Below are 19,509 nucleotides of genomic sequence, written 5' to 3' on the forward strand. Positions count from 1 at the left end.
TGCTGCCCGGGCTTCCGAGGGGGACATAGATCGGACCGAACTGGACGCGGTATTGCCCGAAGATCCCGGGGGTGGAGATATACCGATGTCACTGCAGGAAGTCACAAGCCCAAGGCACAGAAATGCAACTGCGACAACGTCAGCGCGGCGCACGGTCCACTACCTCCATGGACTGGTCGGAATCGTTAATGGTCGGATCTTCGAGTGATTCACCGAAGTGGTCGTTGTATTCGAAACGAATACTCTCCGCGCCGATTTCCTTCGAGAATCTCGTGAATTCTCGGCCGTTGGCCTGAACCACTTCCAGGTCAAGAGACCCGCCTGGCTTCACAAATGTTATCTGAGCACCGTCGCGCGCAGTCCACACCTTACCCCAGAGGTCGGGTCGATCCTCGAGATAGCCGGACGTCACATGAACAACCCGATCATGCCCGGCCGTCATCTTGTCGAGGCCGGTCCCTAGATTCTCAAGCTCTGTCTTCCATGCAGATTCGTTGTCCTGCGGATCAGCGGTCGGCAACGCAACCCCATCCATCTTCACGAGTGGCACGGCCATGCCGGCGACCTCGGAGAGCCCAGGGATCTTCAACCCACCAGCGGCCAAAAGCCCTCCGGCCGAGTCGATCAAGAAGGACTTCTCGTTGTACTCCCGCAATCTCTCCCAGTGGTCGTTGTCGGCGAGGGTTGAGAGCGCGTTGGTCAAGCCGTCGTCCATTGACCTGTGTATTTTGGCAGCGGCAGTGGCGAGCTCCGAGTTTTCCGGGTCGCTGCCGTACTCGTGCGCGAGGAAATTCTCCCATTGCACGGCTGCGCTCAACGCAACTCGACCCGCACCGGGATCCGTGGAGAGCACCCCGATGAGTTTTGAGAACTCCACCGTGTCTTCGAGCGGACCGGCTGTGTGGTTGACCAAGACCCCATCCGGAGCACCGGCGAAGTTACCGAAATACGGCGCGAGGTTCTTGGCAAGTACCTGCGACAGCAGAGCATTCCGGTCACCGAAGGTTTCGTACTTGTTATTTCCTGTTGAGTCTCGTTCGACGACCAAGGAATCGAGTTCGTTCTCGTGATCGATCAGAATGCGCGCCAATGCATTGGCGGCCCTACCACCGAGCTGCCCTTCGTAGCCCTCGGATGGTGCCGCCGCCCCGATCCAATCGAAAAGATCTCTACCGCCAGACAAATCGCCTTCGGCACCGAGTTTCACACCGTCGACAGACCACCGTTCAGAAAGAATGTTCAGCACGTGCGCATCGGCGTCGTATCTATGCCCCTCGGCAACCGTCACGCCCATCCGTTCCCCGGTCAGGAAATCGGTGACAGCTTGCCGGTCGTGACTCGAGTTGGTGAGCATCGAGCTCGCGAGCTTTCGCACGTCCTCGACGCGCTGATTTTCGTCGTACAGACCAAAGAGCTTATCTTCGTCGTCCGGAAGAGCTCCAGCGATTTCAGATGCCTGCTTGAGCATTCCTCGATCGACGTCAGTGCCCAACTGCAGACCACGGTCGGTACGGTCACTCAAGATCGTGTTCAGAGCCTTGAAGTCATCGAGACGCGGAACCCCTGCGAAGGAGTACGGGTATCCCGTCGACATACCTGCGGTCGTCCGCTTGATCGGATTCTCGCGAAGCAGTGACACAACCGAGTCAGGCAAGCGGTCAAGGCCGCCGGTTGAGCCCGCTTTCGTGTGTACGTTGGGAGACGACATGATGCGGAAGGCGTCTCCGAGCAGGCCTGGCGCAGCGTTATGAACCTTGAGAAGCTCGTCCATGTTCGCTGTCTTGAGCTCGGTCATGATGCTGCTGAGGTAGTTGTACTGCCCCTGGGGGATCTCCGTGGCCTGCCCACCTCGGAGCGCTTCGAGCTGCTCGGGACTCAAGGATGTCGCTTGCCTCAGTCGCTCTCCGGCCACCGGCGACAATTTGCCATCCTTGAGCGCCTTCAGGTCTAGCTCGGACTGACGAACACTGAGTCCCGCTGTGACGGGCGCGAGCGTTCTGATGAGTTCCTCTGCTTCACTGATCGCGCGCTTCGTGTCGACGTCAGCAGTGTGCAACTCCTGCGCAAGCCTCTGGAGTCGGATGGTCTCGTTGGTTGCTTCTTCGCCGCGGATGCGACGAGCTTCGGCTATCTCAGACAGTGCCGTGGAGTCACCCTCGTTGCGCTTCTCTTCGGATGCGTGGTCTCTCAGGTCACGGACGGTCCAATCCTCAGAGACGGAGAACTGGTCGTTCTCGAGATTGGTAGCTGACGTATTAAGGTTCTCGACCATCGGGGCCATTCGACTGCCCCCCGACTTGAACGCTTCGCCGAGTTCCTCGACAGCGTCCGCGACACGGGTCATCTGCGTTTTCTCCCAGTCGGCGAGGGTCACCGCCCCGTCACGAGCGGCCCCCTTCCAATCGAGGCCAGTTACCTTCGCATGGAGTTCCCCGGCTTTTCTCTCGATTGCGGTCGACACCGGTACCAAGGCGGACGCCGCATGAGCGAGAACCTCGGGGTGCGCATCGCGAACAACACTGCGTGTCTTTGCCGCCATCACTCAGGACGCTGGTTGAGATTGCCAAGCGACTCTAGTAGTCGAGCGGCAACGTAGTCGACATTGACCATCACGCTCGAGGCGGACTTCAGCGCATCGCCAAACTGTTCGTGTCGGCCTGCAATCGTCGTCAGCGCCTGCTTCACTGACGCATCGACGCTGCCAGTGGCTGATGCAGTCTCGAAGCCAACCAGTGAATTTCGGATCGCTCCGAAAGTCGGCGATTCAATCCCCCGAATCGACGTACCGTACGAATGCAAGTGCGTCGCCGCGTCAGCGAGACTGCCCGGGTTCACCTCTACAGGCTTCGGTGTCACTCTTCCCCCACCCAATCTGATGACCACCATGCGCGCAGCCACGATCAGCATCAAACATCCTCGCGATCCTAACCGCTCACGGATGGGGATGCTGTCAGGTACTCCACAGGTAGAGCAGAACGCAGTCAGCAATAGGTATCGCTGAGCGATACCTCTTGCTGAACCGGGTGCCTATCCCCGCGCGGCGATCCGCGCTTGTACCTCGGGGCGTCGAAGCGGGGGAACCGTCTTCGGCGGTTGACGACGCTCGGGCAGGGCGTCGAGCAGGGTGCGGGTCGCTGCGGTGACGGCGACGACCGCGGCCTCGAAGGCCTCGGCGTTGGCCGGCGACGGGTGCCGAACACCGCTCACCTTGCGGACGTATTGCCGCGCGGCTGCCTCGACCTCGTCGGCCGTGGCGGGCGGTTCCAGTCCGCGGAGTTCGGTGATGTTGCGGCACATGGCGGTTCCCTTCGCAGGTGGCTGTCTCCTGCGATCGTCGCCGGCCGAGCCGATGTCCTCAGTCGCCGATCTTCACGACCGCCTTACCCAGAATCCGCCCCTCGGCGAGATCGGTCAACGCCTCGGGCAGCTGATCCAGCGAGTAGGTGACGTTGACCTGCGGGGTCATGCCGTCGGCGATCATCTGGCTCAGCTCCTCGTGCAGCTTCGCGGGGAGATTCAGCTCGGGATGGGTGCGCACGTACTCGCCCCAGGCCGCGCCGACGACCGCGATGTTGCGGAAGAGAACGCGGTTGAGCTTGACCGTCGGGATCCCGCCCGCCGCGAAGCCGACGACCACGTAGCGACCGTCCGGCGCGACCTGGCGCAGCGCCTCGTCGAAGACCTCACCTCCGGACGGATCGATCATGACGTCGACACCCTTGGGCGCGACCTCCCGGAGCATGTCGCCCCAGCCCTCCTCGAGCTGCACGATCTCGTCGGCGCCGGCGCTGCGAAGCAGTTCCTCGGCACCCTTGCGGTGGACGATGGCCACGACCTTCGCACCCATGGCCTTGGCGACCATGATCGACGCGGTGCCGACACCGCCGGCGGCACCCAGCACACCGACGACCTCACCCGGCTGGGTGTGTGCGCGGGTCTTCAGCGCGAACAGCGCGGTCTGATAATTGATGCCCATCGCAGAGCCCTGCTCGAAGCTGAGCCCCTCGGGCAGCGGCAGCAGCTGTTCCGGCGCGGCCGCCACCTGCTCGGCGAAACCGCCGACGATCGAGGCGACGAGGACCTTGTCCCCCACCTTCACCGACGATCCCTCGGGTGCCGACCGCACCACGCCCGCGACCTCGGTACCCGGGGTGAACGGGGTCGGCACGCGGAGCTGGTACTTGCCCTGGCTCATCAGGAGGTCCGGGAAACACACTCCACAGGACTTGACGTCGACGACGACCTGGCCGTCGGCGGGAGTGGGGTCGGGGACCTCGGTCAATTCGAGTCCGGAAGGGCCTGTCTCTGCACTGAGTACCTGAGCTTTCATAACGGTCACCCTACGCGGCGCCCCTCACACACCCGATAGGATCTGTGCCATGTCACAGTCCACGGCACCGTCGCCGAACGCACCGTCCCCCGAACGTCGCAAAGTCGCCGACGAGGCGCCCGGCTTCATGCCGCTCGACGAGGCCCAGACGCTGTTCGAGATCGCCGGAGAGTATCTGTCCCAACCAGATTCGACGAAGGTCGGCGTGGAGATCGGCACCTACTGCGGAAAGTCCACGGTGTTCCTGGGTTCCGCCGCCGAGGCGAACGACGCCGTCCTCGTCACCGTCGACCACCACCGCGGCTCCGAGGAGCACCAACCCGGCTGGGAGTACCACGACGAATCGCTGGTCGACCCACACACCGGCACGCTCGACACCTCGGCACGTTTCCGCCGCACCATGTTCGACGCCGGACTCGAGAAGACCGTCGTCGGACTCCTCGCACCGTCGAAAGTCGCCGCCCGCATCTGGGGCAAGCCTGCCGACTTCGTGTTCATCGACGGCGGCCACAGCATGGAAGCCGCCCAGAACGACCTCGACGGCTGGGCTCCGTGGGTGCGCATCGGCGGCGCCCTGCTGATCCACGACGTCTTCCCCGACCCCGCCGACGGCGGACGTCCGCCCTACGAGATCTATTGCCAGGCTTTGGAAACCGGCCAGTTCACCGAGGTCCGGGCGGAAGGATCGCTGCGCGTGCTCCGACGCGACTCGGGTGAGGTCGGAGCGCCGCTGCAGGCCTGACCCTGCACCGAAAGGCGTTGGCGCCCTATGCCTGCTCCAACATCGCGCGCGCTTTCCCGAGGACGTCGGGATACCGCTTGAGGTGTGCGCCGCCGTTCACGTCGAACGCTGCTCCGGTGATCCATCGCGCCTTGTCGGAGGCGAGAAAGACGATGGTGTCGGCGATCTCGGCGGGTTCGCCGCTGCGTCCGAGCGGTGTGTTCTCGATGTACTCCTCGGTGAGACCCGGCACGAATCCGATGCCCTCGGTCAGCGGCGTCGACACCAGACCCGGCGATACGGCGTTGACCCGTATCCCCCGTTCCGCCAACTCCAGGGCCGCGACCTCGACGAGCATCAGCACACCCGCCTTCGACGCGCAGTACGAACCCATCCCGGCACCCGGCTGCCGACCGTTGAGCGACGCGATGCAGGTGATCGAACCGCCGTCGGCGATCCGTCGGCCGGCGTGTTTGATCACCAGGAACGTGCCCGTGAGGCAGACGTCGACGGTGTGACGCCAGGCATTCAACTCGAGTTCGGTCAGGGCTCCCGGATCAGACAGTCCGGCGCAGTTCACCACCGTGTCGAACTCTCCGACCGCGTCGAACGCCGCGACCACCGAATCCTCGTCGGTGACGTCGAGCCGCAGTGCGCGGACGGTGCCGAGACGCTCGGCCGCAACCTTTTCGGCACGCTCGGCGTCGACATCGGCGACGACGACCTCCACTCCCCCGGCCGTCAGCGCATCGACCGTCGCGAGCCCGATTCCCGACGCTCCCCCGATGACGATCGCGCGCTTCACCGGGCGGTCACCGTCTCGACCGCGAGCTTGCGGGTGAGGAACGCGATCGCGTGGCCCACACACGGTTCGAACCAGTCGTTGCCCGCGAAGACGTCGAAGTGATCACACGGGTAGTGCCGGACCTCGGCGCGTGCCTTGAACGCCGCCTTCGCCGCGGCGTGAGGAGGCGCGGCCGAGTCGTAGTCGGCGATCTGCACGAGCACCGGCGCGTCGAGCTCGTGGACATGCTTGTCGGCACGGAAACCGCCGATCTCCAGACCCACCGACGCATCGACCTCGTTGCGCCAGGACGGTCCGGCGATCGCCAGGTAGCTCTCGAGGAACCCCGGCGCTGTCAGTGCCGCATCACGGTCCCCCGGCTTGCCGACGACGCGCATCATCTTCGGGCCGCGCCCCAGCTTCGCCGACAGCGCACTCGCCACCGCGGTCGCGGTGGATCGGGCGATCGCCGCACCCCCGACCTGGTCGTAGGCGACGCGACCGGCCGCGAGCCCGTTGACGAGGGGGATCACCGAGATCACCGCGGCGATGTCGGTTCGGCCACCGGAGACAGTCAGGACGTGACCGCCCGACTGCGAAACTCCCCAGAGGATCACCCGATTCGGGTCGACGCCGGGCTGCTTCTTCGCAGCAACGATCGCCGCGCGATAGTCGTCGGCTTGGCGTTCCAGCGAGATCTGCTGTCTCGGTTGACCTTCGGACAACCCGAAACCGCGGTAGTCGAACGCGAAGACCGCGAGTCCAGCCTCCGCGAAACGCCGGGCGAACGGTTCGAGACCCGAGTCCTTGGTGCCCGCGAAACCATGCGCCATCACGACGACGGGCCGTTTGCCGTCGACCTCGAAGGGCGAAGCCGACGAACCAGCGAAAAACCATGCGTCGCAGTCGGTGCCGGACGACGGGAAGCGGACGGTCTCCGCCCCGGACGTTGTGGTCGTGCCCGCTGCGGTCATGCTGAGGCCCCCGCTTCCGAGACGGTGCCGACGGGCACGGAATCCGCGACACCGGCCCAGGTCATCGGCCCCTGCTCCTGCGCGCGGCGTCGACCGTCGGGAATCTCTTTGGTACGCATGTTGTGTTCGTAGAGGTAGTGGTCGAGTTGCTGCGTGTGTCGCGCGCTCTGGACCATGTGGCCGGTGAAGAACTCTGTGTCCGCCGCGATCGTGTCCCGCATCTGGGCAACCGATGGCGGACGATAGTGGCCCGTCGCGTACGCACCGATCAGGCGCGCCTGGCACTCGACGAACGGGAACAGCGTCGGGACGGCCTGCGCGAACCCGGCGAAGACGAGGTCGTCGATACCGGGGTAGAACATCCGCTTGTAGAGGTCGATCCGGTTGTCCGGGGCGGAGATGAAGTCGGGGTCGAAGAACGGGAAGGTGATGTTGTATCCCGTTGCATAGATGATGATGTCGAAGTCGTCGGAGGTACCGTCGTCGAAGTGGACCGTCGATCCGTCGAGCCGGCTGACGTTCGGCTTGGCGATGACGTCGCCGGAGCCCAGGCGTAGCGGCAGCTCCACCGACTGCGTCGGATGCGCCTCGAAGAACTTGTGATTCGGAGTCGGGAGACCGTAGTCCTCCGGACGGCCGGCTGTCACCGGTTGCATGATCTGCACGAACTTGCGCTGCCACGCCATCGGGATGTGCGGCGAGGTCTTGTAGTACTTGTCGGCGGGCTTGCCGCCGAAATACTTCGGCACGATCCACGCACCGGAGCGGGTGGACAGGGTCAGCTTGTTGTCGAGCGCCTTCGACGACAACTCCACCGCGATGTCGGCAGCGCTGTTCCCCAGGCCGACGACCAGGATGCGCTTGCCCATGAAGTCATGCGGCGTCCGCGGATCGATGTAGTGGTGCGCATGCATCTCGATGCCGTCGAACTCACCCGGGAAGCTCGGGAACCGCGGGTCCCAGTGGTGCCCGTTGGCGACGACGAGGAGATCGAAGCGGCGTCGTTCACCTCGTTGGGTCTCCAGCTCCCAGCCTCCACCGTCGAGTCGACGGGCGTGCTCGACGCCGTTGGTGAACTCGATCGACGAGGTGAGGTCGAAGGCCTCCGCGTAGGAGTCGAGGTACGCCTTGATCTGCGTGTGGTGCGGGAAGTCCGGGTAATCATCCGGCATCGGGAAGTCCCGGAAGGACAACTGATGCTTGGAGGTGTCGATGTGCAGCGACCGGTACGCGCTGCTGTGGCCGTTCGGGTTGCCGAATGCCCAGTTGCCGCCGATGCGGTCGGAGCTCTCGAAGCAGGTGTACGGGACGCCGTAGTCGGTGAGCATCTTGCCCGCGGTCAGGCCGCTGATCCCGGCGCCGATGATCGCGGTGGTTGGTAAAGGCACGCTGCCCCCTCTGGACAAACTTCGGTGATGATCGAACATCGCGGTGTAGACACAATCTGGTTTGTGTCTACACCATGACCTGAACCGTGTACACAGATTCCACGAACTGTCTACGGGCTTGTTAGTCTTCGCCGGAGCGCTGACGACAGAGCAGACCCAGGCGACGAGCGACGCAGGAGACCCCGTGACCGAGACGACCAACCCGTCGGTTCACGACCGGTTGCTCGACGCCACCGAGAAGTTGCTGGCCGAAAAAGGCATTCGGGCGACGACGATGCAGCAGGTCGCCGAGTCCGCCGGGGTCTCCCGGGCGTGGCTGTACCGGCACTACCCCGACAAACCGTCGATGATCGGCGCGACCATCGTGCGGCTGACGGAATCGTTCTGGCGCGACGCACGAGCGACGCTCGACGACATCGGCGATCTGGCCGGCCAGCTGACCGCCGGCGTACGGATCGGGCGCGGCGCCTACGATGACCCCGGAACCCTCCTCATGCGATTGCGCACCGAGGAACCGACGGAGTTCGCCGAATGCGCGGGCGTCGGCGTCGTGAAACTGGTACCCGACCTCGCCGGCTTCTGGTTCCCGTACATCGAGGCCGCCGCCCGACGCGGGGAGATCCACGCCGGACACGACCTGCACGAGGTCGCCGAATGGGTTGCGCGCGTGCTGATCAGCCTCGGCACATCGCCGGGCGAGACGATCGACATCGACGACGCCGAGCAGGTCCGGCGCCATCTCGACCGGTTCGTGATACCCGGTCTGCGTACCGACCCGCTCGCCTGACCCGGCGCTAGACGGCTGCCGGCGCGAGGTCGAGTTTTCCGGCCAGCTTCGCCAGGTAGCCTGTCGCGCGTTCCACCGAGTCGTCGGGCAAGCCGTAAAGCACTGTGGTCACGCCGATCTCGCGCCACTTCACGAGCTTCTCCGGCACCGGCCTGAAGTCGAGGACGACGATCTCCGGCTCACCCTCGCGACCGGCATCGGACCAGATGCGCTTGAGCAGTGCAACGGAACCCTCGATGTCCTCCTCGCCCGGGGTGGTGATCCAGCCGTCTGCGCTGCGGGCGATCCACTTGAAGTTCTTCTCGTTGCCGGCCGCACCGACCTGAACGGGGATGTGTCCCTGCGTCGACTTGGGCCACGCCCAGCTCGGCCCGAAGTTCACGAATTCGCCGCTGTACTCGGCTTCTTCCTGCGTCCACAGGGCACGCATCGCCTCGAGGTACTCGCGCAGCATGGTTCGACGCCGCTTCGGCGGCACGTTGTGGTCGGCGAGTTCGTCCAGGTTCCAACCGAATCCCACGCCGAGGGTCACCCGGCCCCCGGAGATGTGGTCGAGGGTGGCGATCGTCTTGGCCAGGGTGATCGGGTCCGACTGGACCGGGAGCGCCACGGCAGTCGCCAGACGGATGCGCTCGGTGACCGCAGCGGCGGCGGCGAGCGACGTCCACGGATCGAGGGTGCGCATGTACCGGTCATCGGGAAGGGTCTCGTCACCGGTCTGCGGGTGCGCGGCGTCACGGCGGGTGGGGATGTGGCCGTGCTCGGGCACGTAGTACGACGCGAAGCCGGCGTTCTCGATCAGCGGCGCGAGCACGTGCGGCTTGAGCCCGCGATCGCTGGTGAACTGCACGATTCCGAACTCCATGAGGCCTCCCCGGGCACCGTTGCGGCCGCCCGGAACAGAATCGGACGGTTGACTGGACACCAGTCTAGGTGATGGGCGCCACAGAGACCAGGGGGTGCGATCAGGGCGCGACGGCCAGCCGCTGACGGACATCGCGGAAGATGCCGTTGGCGACACTGGTGCGACTCACGGCATCGGCCGCCAGGACGACGGCAGCAGAGGTCCAGCAGCTCTTCTCCACCGGCCAGCGTTTGCCGTCGGCGAAAACCAGTCCGGTCCAATACGATCCGTCGGGATCGCGCAGATGCTGAATCGAGGCGATGAGCTCGATGGCGTCGGCGGTGTCGCCGAGCGAGTCGAGAGCCAATGCCAGCTCGCAGGTTTCGGCACCGGTGACCCACGGACGGTGGTCGACGCAACGCACACCCTTGCCGGGGACGACGAACTCGTTCCAGCGGCGGGCGATCAGCTTCTGCCCCTCTTCCCCACGCACCGCGCCGCCGAGGATCGGGTAGTACCAGTCCATCGAATGTTCGGACGGAGGTGTGAAGATCTCCCACTCGGCGTCGCGCGCGGTGTCCGTACGGATGGCGTCACCGAGTTTGGTGTGCGCGGCGATCCACGCGGCGTCGGGCTGATCCAGCTCGGCCGCGATCCGGATCGCGCAGTCGATAGCCTGAAAAATGCTGGCGTTGCCGGTGATCAGGGCCTCACCGAACATCGCGCCGGTGCGGTGGTCGCCGCCCCACCGGAACGCGCCGTCGTCCCGCTGGAAGCGCAGGACACAGTCGATGGCCGACCAGACGACCGGCCACATCCGCTGCAGGAAGGCGTCGTCACCGGTGATCAGGTAGTGGTGCCAGACCCCGACCGCGATGTAGGCGCAGAAGTTGGAGTCGGTGCCGGCGTCTTCGACCTTGCCGCACACGGTGCGGATCGGCCACGAGCCGTCGGCTCGCTGTTTACGCCGCGACCATTCGTATGCCGCCTCGGCCTCGGCGTGAAAGCCGGTCACCGACAACGCCATCGCCGATTCGATGTGATCCCACGGATCGGTCTGCCCACCGGGGAACCAGGGCAGTGCGCCGGATTCCTCCTGCATGCCGACGATGGCCGCGCCGGTGGCGCGCATCTGCTCGGCGGTGACCACTCCAGGGACAGCCGGAGCGGCCGTCATGAAGACGCGGCAGTCTCGGGCTTACGGAGATACAGGGCCACGGACTTGCCGATCATCGGGTTGAGCACCTGCTCACCCACACGGGTCAGCCACGGCTTGCTCATCATGTCCCAGACGAGCAGCTGATGATATCCCTTGACCAGCAGGTTGTCGTTGTTCTCCACGCCGACAGCACATTTCAGCCACCAGTACGGAGCGTGAAGGGCGTGTGCGTGATCGATGCCGGTGACCTCGAGGCCCGCCTTGCGCAGCTTGTCGGCCAGTTCCGAGGCCTTGTAGATACGGACGTGTCCGCCCTCGACCTCGTGGTATTCGTCCGAAAGGGCCCAGCAGACCTTCTCCGGCCAGTACCGCGGCACCGTCACGGCGGCCACGCCACCGGGCTTGAGGACGCGGACCATCTCGCTGATCGCACCCTCGTCCGTCGGGATGTGCTCAAGGATCTCGGACATGAGGACCACGTCGAAGCTGTTGTCCGCGTAAGGAAGACGCAGCGCATCTCCGACCTCGGCGCGCGCCTTGGCCGAGGCGGGCACATGCCCTTCGGCCGTCATGGCGTCGAACATCTCCGCGACGTCGGCCATGTCACTCTCCGACATGTCGAAGGCGATGACATCCGCTCCCCGACGGAACATCTCGAAAGAGTGTCGTCCCTGACCCGCCCCGATGTCGATCGCCTTGGTGCCCGGGCCCACGCCCAGACGGTCGAAATCAACTGTCAGCACTCGACGTCCCTTCTGTTGCTCGCCGGTGTCCGGCGAGCACGGTTTCGTAGTGGGCCGCAGTCTTCGCGGCCACCGCCGCCCAGCTGTAGTTCTCCTCGGCGCGGCGGCGTCCTCCCGAGCCCAGACGCGCACGCAGTTCGGCGTCGTCGAACAGTCGTCCGATCGCCTGTGCGAGGCGCCCGGAATCCCGCGGCGGCACCAGCAACGCGGCCTCTTCACTCGTGCCGACGACTTCCGGGATCGCACCGGCGCGAGTGGCCACGAGCGGTGTCCCACAGCTCATCGCCTCGACGGCCGGCAACGAGAAGCCCTCGTACAGCGACGGAACGCAGGCAACCTCGGCCGAGGCCAGGAGCTCCGCGATCTCGGCGTCCTCGAGCCCCGAGACCACCGACACCCGGTCGGCGATCGCGAGATCCTCGATCATCTTGGCAGACGGCCCATTAGGGTCCAACTTGGACACCAGTACCAGTTTGACGTCGTCACGCTCGGCAGCGAGCTTCGCAACCGCCTCCAGAAGGTACGACACACCCTTGAGCGGCGCGTCGGCGCTGGCGACACAGACGATCCGGCCCGGGACGCGGTCGGCACCGGGCGTGAAGATCTCGGTGTCGACGCCGAGCGGGATCGTGGTGATGCGGCCCGACGGGATGTCGAACGCCTTGCGGATGTCGACCTCGCTGCTGCGAGAAACGGTGAGCAGCTCCGGGATCCGGCGCGAGACGCGTCCCTGCATACGCAGGAAGGAGTGCCAGCGCCACGCGGTGATCTTGCGCCAGCCCTTGGCCGCCTTGACCGCGAGGGTGCGGTCACGCGTGATCGGGTGGTGGATCGTCGCGATGAGCGGGAAGCCCGCCTTCTGGATCTCGAGCAGTCCGTACCCGAGGCACTGGTTGTCGTGCACGATGTCGAAGTCGTCGCGCCGTTCCTTCAGCAGCCGGGCGACCCGCAGGCTGAAGGTGAGCGGCTCGCCGAAGCTCGCCGTCCACATCGATCCGACCTCGAGCATGTCGATCCAGTCGCGGTACTCGCTCAGCTTCGGCGTACGGAACGGGTCCGGCTCGTCGTAGAGCCCGAGGCTGGGCACCTTGGTGATCGTGACGCCGGCGTCGATCGCCGACTGGTCGAGCTCCGGATACGGCTGTCCCGAGAAGATCTCGACGCTGTGCCCGAGCAGCGCGAGCTCGCGGGAGAGGTGACGGACGTAGACGCCCTGCCCACCGCAATGAGGTTTGCTGCGGTAGGACAGCAGTGCAACCCGCACGGTTACTGCGCTCCGGCGGCGGCCGCCGCCTCGAACTCGGAGATGCTGACGAACTTCGCCCGTGCACGGCCGGCGGCCTTGCCCGCGGACTTCTCCGCTGCGTCGATGGCCTTCCATCCCGCGAGGTCGATGCGGTTGGCACCGCGGTCGGCGCACAGTGCGGCGACATCGTCACGCGGGGTCGACGGATCGCCGATGGCGCCGGCGACGAAGTCGTCGATCACGGCACGTGCCGTCTCCTGACCGCACAGACGATTCATGCCGATGCCACCTGTCGCTCCGCGTTTGATCCAGCCGGTGACGTACAGCCCCGGCATCACGTCGCCCTCGGTCGCGGCCTGCACGCGTCCCCCGGCGTTCGGGACGACGCCGCGCCCCTCGTCGAAGGGGAGGTCGGTGACCGGGACGCCGCGGTATCCGATGGCCCGCAGAAGGAGGCCGGTCTCGAGGTCGAATCGCTCGTCGGTGGCCTTCACGGCCACGCGGCCGGCGGCGTCGGCGTCGGCTTCGGTGTAGGCGTTGCGCACGCACGTCAGCGTAGTCACTTCGCCGTCACCGGCAATTCCGGCGGGAGATGCCAGGAAACGGAAGACGATGCGCTTGTTGCCCGGTGTCTGCGGACGTTCGGCGAACTCGCGGGCCAGCCGGATCTTGGTGGCGATCGTCGAGTCGAGCGTGTCATCGGCCAGGGCAGCCTCGGAACCCTCGTCGAGGACCAGATCCTCGGGATCGATGACCACGTCGACGCCCTCGACGTCGCCGAGAGCGAGGAACTCGCTGTTGGTGTAGGCCGCCTGGGCGACGCCGCGGCGGCCGAGCAGCACGACTTCGGTGATGTTCGATTCGCGCAGCTTCGCCAGGGCGTGGTCGGCGATGTCGGTCTTGGCCAGTTCGTCGGGGTCGGTGACGAGGATGCGCGCCACGTCGAGCGCGACGTTGCCGTTGCCGACGACGACAGCCCGTTCCGAGGACAGGTCGACGTCGAGGTCGGCGAAGTCCGGGTGGCCGTTGTACCAGGCGACGAACTGGGTGGCCGCGACGGAGTTGCGCAGGTCCTCACCCTCGATGTTCAGCCGCTTGTCGGTCGCGGCGCCCACCGCGTAGATGACCGCGTGGTAGCGGGCGACGAGCTCGTCGTGGCTGATGTGCTTGCCGACCTCGACGTTGAGGTAGTAGTCGAAGTTCTTCTTGGCGGCGACCGACGCGAAGGTCTTCTCGACCCCCTTCGTGGCGGCGTGGTCCGGGGCGACGCCCGCGCGGACCAGGCCGTAGGGCGTGGGCAGACGGTCGAACATGTCGACCTTGATGGCCGGTTTGCGGACGAGTTCCTCGGCGGCGTAGAAGGCGGCCGGACCGGCACCGACGATCGCGACGTGCAGTTCCCGGTCGGGCAGCTGCGGCGCCTTGCGTGGCGGGACGAGCCCGCCCTCGACGTCGTGGTCCTTGTAGTAGTCCGCGTTGATCTGCAGGTACGGCTCGTCGCGCTCGGTGAGCTGATCGTCGGGGACGATCGCCTCGACCGGGCACTCGTCGATGCACGCGCCGCAGTCGATACAGGTCTCCGGGTCGATGTACAGAGCCTCGGCAGTCAAGAACTCCGGCTCGTCGGGCGTCGGGTGGATGCAGTTCACCGGACACACGCTCACGCAACTGGCGTCGTTGCAACATGGACGGGTAATCACATGCGCCATCTGCTGTTTCTCCGTAATTCCACACGTAGAACGTGTTCTAGTTTCAGTCTTGACTGTATCTTAACTGCAAAGATACCTGCGACCCATCGAAGGGACCCGAGTGAGCCAGGTTACGTCAGGCGAGAGAGCGGGATCACTACCCGACCGCAAGGAGGGCGCCCGGTTCTACCAGGCGGGATACCGGGTCCGGACCGGTGATGTCGACCAGGACATGCGGGTGCGGCTCGACGCCGTCGCGCGGTACCTGCAGGACGTCGCCAACGACAATCTCGAGGCCACCGAGTTCGGCAGGACCGAGCCCTTCTGGATCGTCCGGCGCACCATCATCGACGTCATCCGGCCGATCACCTGGCCGGCGACGGTGACCGCCCAGCGCTGGTGCGGCGCGCTGTCGACCCGCTGGACCAACATGCGGGTGCGGCTCACCTCCGAGCACGAGACCAACCGGTTCAATCCCGACCACCGCCCCGCCGGCCTCATCGAGACCGAGGCGTTCTGGATCAACGTCAACGACAAGGGCGTGCCGTCACGGCTGTCCGACGAGGCCTTCGAGATGTTGTCGTCGATGACCGACGAGCACCGTCTGCGATGGAAGTCGATGAACCCCGAGAAGGCCCCGGCCGCCGAGGACATCCCCTTCCCCGACCGTGAGCACGTCCTGCGGATCACCGACTTCGACCCCTTCAAGCACCTCAACAACGCCGCCTACCTCGAGGCCATCGAGGACGAGCTGGTCGAGCACCCCGATCTCGTCGACATGCCGCACCGCGTCGTCATCGAGTACCTGCGGCCGATCGTGCCGGGGACGCGCCTCACCCTGCGTCGTGTCCGCGAGGGCGACCAGCTGACCGTGTGGCTGATGATGCCCGGTACCGGCGACGAGCTCGTCGTTGCGGCGAGCGTGGCGGTGGGTCCGCTACCCACCAATCGGTAGAAGAAACGCGTGCATAGCACGCATTTCTTCTACGAAATCCCGGGGCTACTGACCGCCCTGGAGCAACAGCTCCATCAGCTTGATCGGCGCCTCGCACGGGTCGCCCGCGGGCGCGCTGCGGGGTTCGACGAACCAGGTGAAGATCCCGCGACTCGGAGCCCTCGCGGTGACGCCGCAGACTCCGGGTCGGTCGGGGCTGCGCTGGGTGAAGGCGGACTGGCTGGCGACCTTGATGTTCTCGGTCTGGAAGCCGAGCTTTTTGGCCGTCTCCTTCTCGAGGTTGACGTTGCCCCACTCGAACCAGTTGAACGTCACGCTGACGACGTCGGTGGCACCGGACACCAGCCACCGGCAGATGGCACCGCTGAAGGACCGTTCGGCGAACCCACCGCCGGCCACCACGTCGGCGATCATCGCGTCGGGTAGCACGTCGCACTCGAGGAGCAGTTTGTCGAATTGATCGGTGTCGATGTCGCTGCTGCCGGACTGTCCGGCGGCGCCCACCGGCACCGGCTCACCGTCGACCGTGCGCGCGCAACCGACGAGTGCGGTCAGGCCGAGGAGGAGCGCGACGAGGACTGCGAGTGACCGCCTCATGAGGCACGCTCGATGGACAGCTTCGCCAACTCCCGTGCGGCGTCGCAGATCTGCTCGATGGGCCGCGCCTCGACCGCGTCGCCCCGGATCGACCACTCGAAGAAGTCGGCGCCGAATCCCATACCGACCTCACAGATCTGGCCTGACTGGGTATAGCCGATGAACCCCTGGTGACCGTCGATCTCGAGTTTGTTGGTCACGTCGCGCGACAGCTTCACGTTGGCCTCTTCGCGGCCGATCGGCGAACCGCGGTACCAGTTGAACGAGGCGACGGCCCCTGTCCGCGAGCCGGTGGTGTCCCATTCGCACACCGACGTGTTGTTGACGGTCTCGGTGAGTCCGCCGAAGCCGGTGATGCGGGTGACCTCTTCCAGCGTCACGCCGCCGCATTTGCCGAAGAACGGCCCGGAACCGGCCTGCGCGGGCGCCTCGGGGGTGTTCGGCCTGTTCGGGTCGGACGGCTCGTCGTCCGAACAACCACCGACGAGCAGCACGACGACGGCGAGGAAGGCGACGAGGAAGCTCGAGTCGCGGAGCCGATCGAGTTGTCGCCGTTCGCGTTTGGTGGGTCGGCCGGCACCGCGGTCACGACGCGGCTGACTCGCCAGGATCTCCCTGGGCGGCGGTGGCGGCGACCGGTCGATGAAGCACTCGGCGGCCATCGGCGCCGACACCCGCTTGTTGATGGTCTTGGTGACCTCGACGATGCGTTCGCGCCCGTCGAGCCGGACGCGGACCTCGTCACCCGGAACCACCGGCTGGGCGGGCTTGGCCGTCACGCCGTTGACGCGGACATGGCCCCCACGGCATGCGGCACCCGCCGCGGATCGGGTCTTGGTCAGGCGGATGGCCCAGATGTAGGCATCGACGCGCGTGGACATGGTCAGTGACCCGGCCGTCCGGCCGTGGTGACGTCCCGAATCGTCGATCATGCGCCCACACTCCCTTCACCCGCATGTGCCCGCCGGCACCGCGCAGCGATGCGGTCGGGCTCATTGGCCACCACTGTAGCCGCGCGGATCGTCGAGTCGGGGTTCACCGCGCGGGCGTCGTGCTCACCGCTTGCGGGACAGCAGGTACACCCCGCCGCCGACGGCCAGGATGGCGAAGAGGATCGCCAGGAACGTCTGGTCGAGCACCAGCAGGACCACGAACACGGCGACGCCCGGTGACACCGCGACCAGGCTCATCACCGGATGCTGCCGGACGACCTCCGACACTGCTCTGCTTCTGTCGCGATCGATCGCCATCACGGCCTCCCTGGTCGGCTCCGCTTTTCGACCAGCGTAGTCATTTGTCGTCCGGGTCGGCCGGAGGTCGATCCGTCGACCGACCGTGAGCCCTGACTCCCCGGTCGGGGGCTGGAGAATGGTCGACGCCCCGGCACGGATCGAGTCCAATGCCGGGGCGCCGGTCTGTGGGCGGCCGGTGTCAGGCCGCTTCGGCGCCGGAGCCGCTCGACGAGCCCGAGTCGCTGCCGGAACCACTGCCCGAGTCGGCGTCGCGGCCGGCGCCGGAGCTGCCGCTGCCGCTGTCCGAACCGGAGTCACCGGCCGAGCTGGAACCGCTGTCCGAGCCGGCGTCGCCGCCGGAGCTCGCGGAGTCCGAGCCGCCGTCCGAATCCGAGTCACCGTTGTCGGAGCCGTTGTCAGAGCCGTTGTCCGGGCCGGCGTCGGAATCCCCGGCGTCGGAGGCCTCAGGGGCGCGGTGCTTGCCTTCGTAGCCGTCATCGGCCGCCCGATGCTTGCCGACGTACTCGTCGACGACGTCGCTGCCCGAGTCGTCGGATGCGATCTCGGGCGCCGCCACGAGATCGGGGCCCACGAACTCTGCGGCTTCCGGCTCCGCGAAGGTCGACGCCGCGAACGCGGTGGGAGCCGAGGCCGCGACCCGGGCGACGGCGTTCGACTGCGGGATCACCGCGCCGCCGGTCGCCGGGATGCCGAAGGGGAACTCATAGCTCGGAATGTGGATGACCGGGACGATCTCGCCGGTGTCGAGCTGCCCGAAGGTGATGACCGGGAGGCCGAGGCGGTTCGGACGGTACTCGCCGTTCACCTCGACCAGCGGGCGGAACGTCACCTGGGAACCCAGCCAGTCGACGGTGATCGGCCCGGTGAAGCCGTAGTCACTGGTGAGGCGGAGGAAGTTGCCGCTGAACAGGTCGTAGTCGCCGCCGATGCTCAGGCGGGAGAAGTCCTTGGAGAGGGACATCCAGTCGCCGTCGAAGTCGATGCCGGAACCGCTCAGAATCGACGCCAGGATTCCCTGCAGCGCTTCCTGACCGGCGTCGCCGAGGACACCCGTCGGGTCTGACAGCAGCGCCGTCGGGTCGGTGAGCGCGAACTGCACCTCACCGTTGGGCTGCTGGTAACGGAAGTCGAAGGTGCCCAGCACATTCGCGCAGGCTCCGACGCCGTCGGCGTAGGCGCCGGTGAGGCCGCCGTAGCAGCCGACGCCCTTGATACCGGGGATCTCGAGGATCTCCTTGCCCAGCACGGTGACCGGGAGGTCGCCGGTGTTCCAGGCATGAGCCATGCCGAGGAGCGCGAAGGACTTGGCCGTGCGGCCGTCACTCGCGCCCGCGGTCGCGATGCTGAGCGGGAGGTACGAGATGGCGGTCGCGTCGCCTTTGCGAAACGCCACCGCCAGCTGGAAACCGTTGCCGATGACCTTTGCCGAGCCCTCGGTGGCAGGGGCGTCGGCAAGCGTCGCCGGCAGGTTCACGCCGAGATTGCCGACGATCGTCCTCAGGATCGAACCGAATGTGCCCGAGAAGATGTCGTCGTACACGTTCTTCAGGGGGTCGTAAACGCCGATGGGAACGATCTCGATCCGGTCGGGAAGCACGATGGCGATGCCGATCCCGCCGAAGTCGGTACTGGACTGCGAGCAGTCGGCGCCGCCGCGGGCGCCGTCGGAGACACAGGATTCGATGCGCCAGGCTTCGGCGATGTCCGCGAGCGCGCCGTTTCCGACACCGCTCACCAGCTCGCCGAGAGGATTCCCCTTGTTGAAGCTGTTCGACCAGTCTCGGAGGTCACTGATCGCGGACGCCTCCGCGGCCGCCGGCTCCATCGCCTGCCCGGCGCCGATCGCGGCCACCGTGGCGATCGCGGCCGCGCCCGCGACGACGCGGTGCTGACGCTTCTGCTTGCGGTCCGCGCGCCGCGCGACCTTCTCCGAACGCTGAGTTCGGTTCCGCCCCATGCTGGTCACTCGTCCAACTTTCTTTCTCCCCACCCCTTGCGCTGAGCAAGTTAAGCATCGGAAATCGAAAATTGGTAGCCGAA

19 protein-coding genes are annotated in these 19,509 nt (G+C 66.1%); 3 read left to right on the forward strand and 16 right to left on the reverse strand.

Annotation, left to right across the window (positions count from 1 at the left end; genetic code table 11):
* Positions 1-139: 139 nt before the first annotated feature.
* From PWF70_RS19385 to PWF70_RS19400, 4 genes are all read right to left on the reverse strand, one after another.
* Entirely contained in the window at positions 140-2,539 is a 2,400-nt protein-coding gene (locus tag PWF70_RS19385; protein WP_286352735.1) for a TPR repeat domain-containing protein, read from the reverse strand.
* A complete protein-coding gene (locus tag PWF70_RS19390) occupies positions 2,539-2,907 on the reverse strand; it encodes a hypothetical protein (protein WP_081724878.1) in 369 nt (122 codons plus the stop codon). The genes PWF70_RS19385 and PWF70_RS19390 overlap by 1 nt, the downstream gene beginning before the upstream one ends.
* A gap of 120 nt (positions 2,908-3,027) precedes the next feature.
* Positions 3,028-3,297 (reverse strand): DUF2277 domain-containing protein, encoded by a 270-nt coding sequence (locus tag PWF70_RS19395; protein WP_006358618.1) that lies wholly within the window; start codon positions 3,295-3,297, stop codon positions 3,028-3,030.
* A 58-nt stretch (positions 3,298-3,355) separates the two neighbouring features.
* Entirely contained in the window at positions 3,356-4,330 is a 975-nt protein-coding gene (locus PWF70_RS19400) for an NADPH:quinone oxidoreductase family protein (protein ID WP_035755796.1), read from the reverse strand.
* A 49-nt stretch (positions 4,331-4,379) separates the two neighbouring features.
* Here PWF70_RS19400 and PWF70_RS19405 point away from each other — a divergent pair, with 49 nt between their 5' ends.
* Entirely contained in the window at positions 4,380-5,072 is a 693-nt protein-coding gene (locus tag PWF70_RS19405; RefSeq protein WP_035755798.1) for a class I SAM-dependent methyltransferase, read from the forward strand.
* A 25-nt stretch (positions 5,073-5,097) separates the two neighbouring features.
* Here the strand turns inward: PWF70_RS19405 and PWF70_RS19410 are convergent, their stop codons facing one another.
* The 3 genes from PWF70_RS19410 to PWF70_RS19420 are packed head-to-tail and all read right to left on the reverse strand — an operon-like array spanning position 5,098 to position 8,197.
* Positions 5,098-5,856, reverse strand: coding sequence for an SDR family NAD(P)-dependent oxidoreductase (locus tag PWF70_RS19410; RefSeq protein ID WP_081724879.1), 759 nt, complete (start codon positions 5,854-5,856; stop codon positions 5,098-5,100).
* Complete coding sequence (locus PWF70_RS19415) at positions 5,853-6,809, reverse strand: alpha/beta hydrolase (RefSeq protein WP_035755801.1); 957 nt, start codon at positions 6,807-6,809, stop codon at positions 5,853-5,855. Before PWF70_RS19415 ends, PWF70_RS19410 begins: the two co-directional genes overlap by 4 nt.
* The gene (locus tag PWF70_RS19420) at positions 6,806-8,197 is read right to left on the reverse strand and encodes a flavin-containing monooxygenase (protein WP_035755805.1); all 1,392 of its coding nucleotides are present in this window, start codon (positions 8,195-8,197) and stop codon (positions 6,806-6,808) included. Before PWF70_RS19420 ends, PWF70_RS19415 begins: the two co-directional genes overlap by 4 nt.
* A 184-nt stretch (positions 8,198-8,381) precedes the next feature.
* Here PWF70_RS19420 and PWF70_RS19425 point away from each other — a divergent pair, with 184 nt between their 5' ends.
* Positions 8,382-8,984, forward strand: a complete 603-nt coding sequence (locus PWF70_RS19425; protein ID WP_006358624.1) for a TetR/AcrR family transcriptional regulator — start codon at positions 8,382-8,384, stop codon at positions 8,982-8,984.
* 7 nt (positions 8,985-8,991) lie between these two features.
* Here PWF70_RS19425 and PWF70_RS19430 read toward each other — a convergent pair whose 3' ends face one another.
* From PWF70_RS19430 to PWF70_RS19450, 5 genes are all read right to left on the reverse strand, one after another.
* Complete coding sequence (locus PWF70_RS19430; protein WP_035755807.1) at positions 8,992-9,849, reverse strand: LLM class F420-dependent oxidoreductase; 858 nt, start codon at positions 9,847-9,849, stop codon at positions 8,992-8,994.
* 100 nt (positions 9,850-9,949) lie between these two features.
* On the reverse strand, positions 9,950-11,005 hold the full coding sequence (locus PWF70_RS19435) for a prenyltransferase/squalene oxidase repeat-containing protein (RefSeq protein ID WP_035755810.1): 1,056 nt from the start codon (positions 11,003-11,005) through the stop codon (positions 9,950-9,952).
* A complete protein-coding gene (locus PWF70_RS19440) occupies positions 11,002-11,730 on the reverse strand; it encodes a class I SAM-dependent methyltransferase (RefSeq protein ID WP_006358627.1) in 729 nt (242 codons plus the stop codon). Before PWF70_RS19440 ends, PWF70_RS19435 begins: the two co-directional genes overlap by 4 nt.
* A complete protein-coding gene (locus PWF70_RS19445) occupies positions 11,717-12,994 on the reverse strand; it encodes a glycosyltransferase family 4 protein (protein ID WP_005201455.1) in 1,278 nt (425 codons plus the stop codon). Before PWF70_RS19445 ends, PWF70_RS19440 begins: the two co-directional genes overlap by 14 nt.
* A 2-nt stretch (positions 12,995-12,996) precedes the next feature.
* On the reverse strand, positions 12,997-14,685 hold the full coding sequence (locus PWF70_RS19450) for an FAD-dependent oxidoreductase (protein ID WP_075863984.1): 1,689 nt from the start codon (positions 14,683-14,685) through the stop codon (positions 12,997-12,999).
* A gap of 100 nt (positions 14,686-14,785) precedes the next feature.
* Between PWF70_RS19450 and PWF70_RS19455 the strand changes: the two genes are divergently transcribed.
* Positions 14,786-15,619, forward strand: a complete 834-nt coding sequence (locus tag PWF70_RS19455) for an acyl-[acyl-carrier-protein] thioesterase (protein WP_035755815.1) — start codon at positions 14,786-14,788, stop codon at positions 15,617-15,619.
* Between the two features lie 45 nt (positions 15,620-15,664).
* On the opposite strand, the gene PWF70_RS19460 is transcribed toward PWF70_RS19455, so the two are convergent.
* The 4 genes from PWF70_RS19460 to PWF70_RS19475 all read right to left on the reverse strand — a co-directional run bounded on the left by PWF70_RS19460 (position 15,665) and on the right by PWF70_RS19475 (position 19,426).
* Positions 15,665-16,216: a DUF3558 domain-containing protein gene (locus PWF70_RS19460; protein WP_006358630.1), complete on the reverse strand. Its 552-nt coding sequence runs from the start codon at positions 16,214-16,216 to the stop codon at positions 15,665-15,667.
* Positions 16,213-17,097 (reverse strand): DUF3558 family protein, encoded by an 885-nt coding sequence (locus PWF70_RS19465; RefSeq protein WP_035755854.1) that lies wholly within the window; start codon positions 17,095-17,097, stop codon positions 16,213-16,215. Before PWF70_RS19465 ends, PWF70_RS19460 begins: the two co-directional genes overlap by 4 nt.
* Positions 17,098-17,271: 174 nt before the next feature.
* Positions 17,272-17,466: a hypothetical protein gene (locus PWF70_RS19470; protein WP_006358632.1), complete on the reverse strand. Its 195-nt coding sequence runs from the start codon at positions 17,464-17,466 to the stop codon at positions 17,272-17,274.
* 181 nt (positions 17,467-17,647) lie between these two features.
* A complete protein-coding gene (locus PWF70_RS19475; RefSeq protein WP_280073086.1) occupies positions 17,648-19,426 on the reverse strand; it encodes a hypothetical protein in 1,779 nt (592 codons plus the stop codon).
* Positions 19,427-19,509: the final 83 nt, after the last annotated feature.

This window comes from Gordonia sp. Swx-4, from assembly GCF_030316175.1.
GTDB classification, from domain to species: Bacteria; Actinomycetota; Actinomycetes; order Mycobacteriales; family Mycobacteriaceae; genus Gordonia; species Gordonia alkanivorans.

Excerpts from the sequence above, each read along its gene's own strand:
- PWF70_RS19385 (WP_286352735.1), bottom strand. The coding sequence starts at position 2,539 with ATGGCGGCAAAGACACGCAGTGTTGTTCGCGATGCGCACCCCGAGGTT.
- PWF70_RS19390 (WP_081724878.1), bottom strand. The coding sequence starts at position 2,907 with ATGCTGATCGTGGCTGCGCGCATGGTGGTCATCAGATTGGGTGGGGGA.
- PWF70_RS19395 (WP_006358618.1), bottom strand. The coding sequence starts at position 3,297 with ATGTGCCGCAACATCACCGAACTCCGCGGACTGGAACCGCCCGCCACG.
- PWF70_RS19400 (WP_035755796.1), bottom strand. The coding sequence starts at position 4,330 with ATGAAAGCTCAGGTACTCAGTGCAGAGACAGGCCCTTCCGGACTCGAA.
- PWF70_RS19405 (WP_035755798.1), top strand. The coding sequence starts at position 4,380 with ATGTCACAGTCCACGGCACCGTCGCCGAACGCACCGTCCCCCGAACGT.
- PWF70_RS19415 (WP_035755801.1), bottom strand. The coding sequence starts at position 6,809 with ATGACCGCAGCGGGCACGACCACAACGTCCGGGGCGGAGACCGTCCGC.
- PWF70_RS19430 (WP_035755807.1), bottom strand. The coding sequence starts at position 9,849 with ATGGAGTTCGGAATCGTGCAGTTCACCAGCGATCGCGGGCTCAAGCCG.
- PWF70_RS19435 (WP_035755810.1), bottom strand. The coding sequence starts at position 11,005 with ATGACGGCCGCTCCGGCTGTCCCTGGAGTGGTCACCGCCGAGCAGATG.
- PWF70_RS19450 (WP_075863984.1), bottom strand. The coding sequence starts at position 14,685 with ATGGCGCATGTGATTACCCGTCCATGTTGCAACGACGCCAGTTGCGTG.
- PWF70_RS19460 (WP_006358630.1), bottom strand. The coding sequence starts at position 16,216 with ATGAGGCGGTCACTCGCAGTCCTCGTCGCGCTCCTCCTCGGCCTGACC.
- PWF70_RS19465 (WP_035755854.1), bottom strand. The coding sequence starts at position 17,097 with ATGTCCACGCGCGTCGATGCCTACATCTGGGCCATCCGCCTGACCAAG.
- PWF70_RS19470 (WP_006358632.1), bottom strand. The coding sequence starts at position 17,466 with ATGGCGATCGATCGCGACAGAAGCAGAGCAGTGTCGGAGGTCGTCCGG.
- PWF70_RS19475 (WP_280073086.1), bottom strand. The coding sequence starts at position 19,426 with ATGGGGCGGAACCGAACTCAGCGTTCGGAGAAGGTCGCGCGGCGCGCG.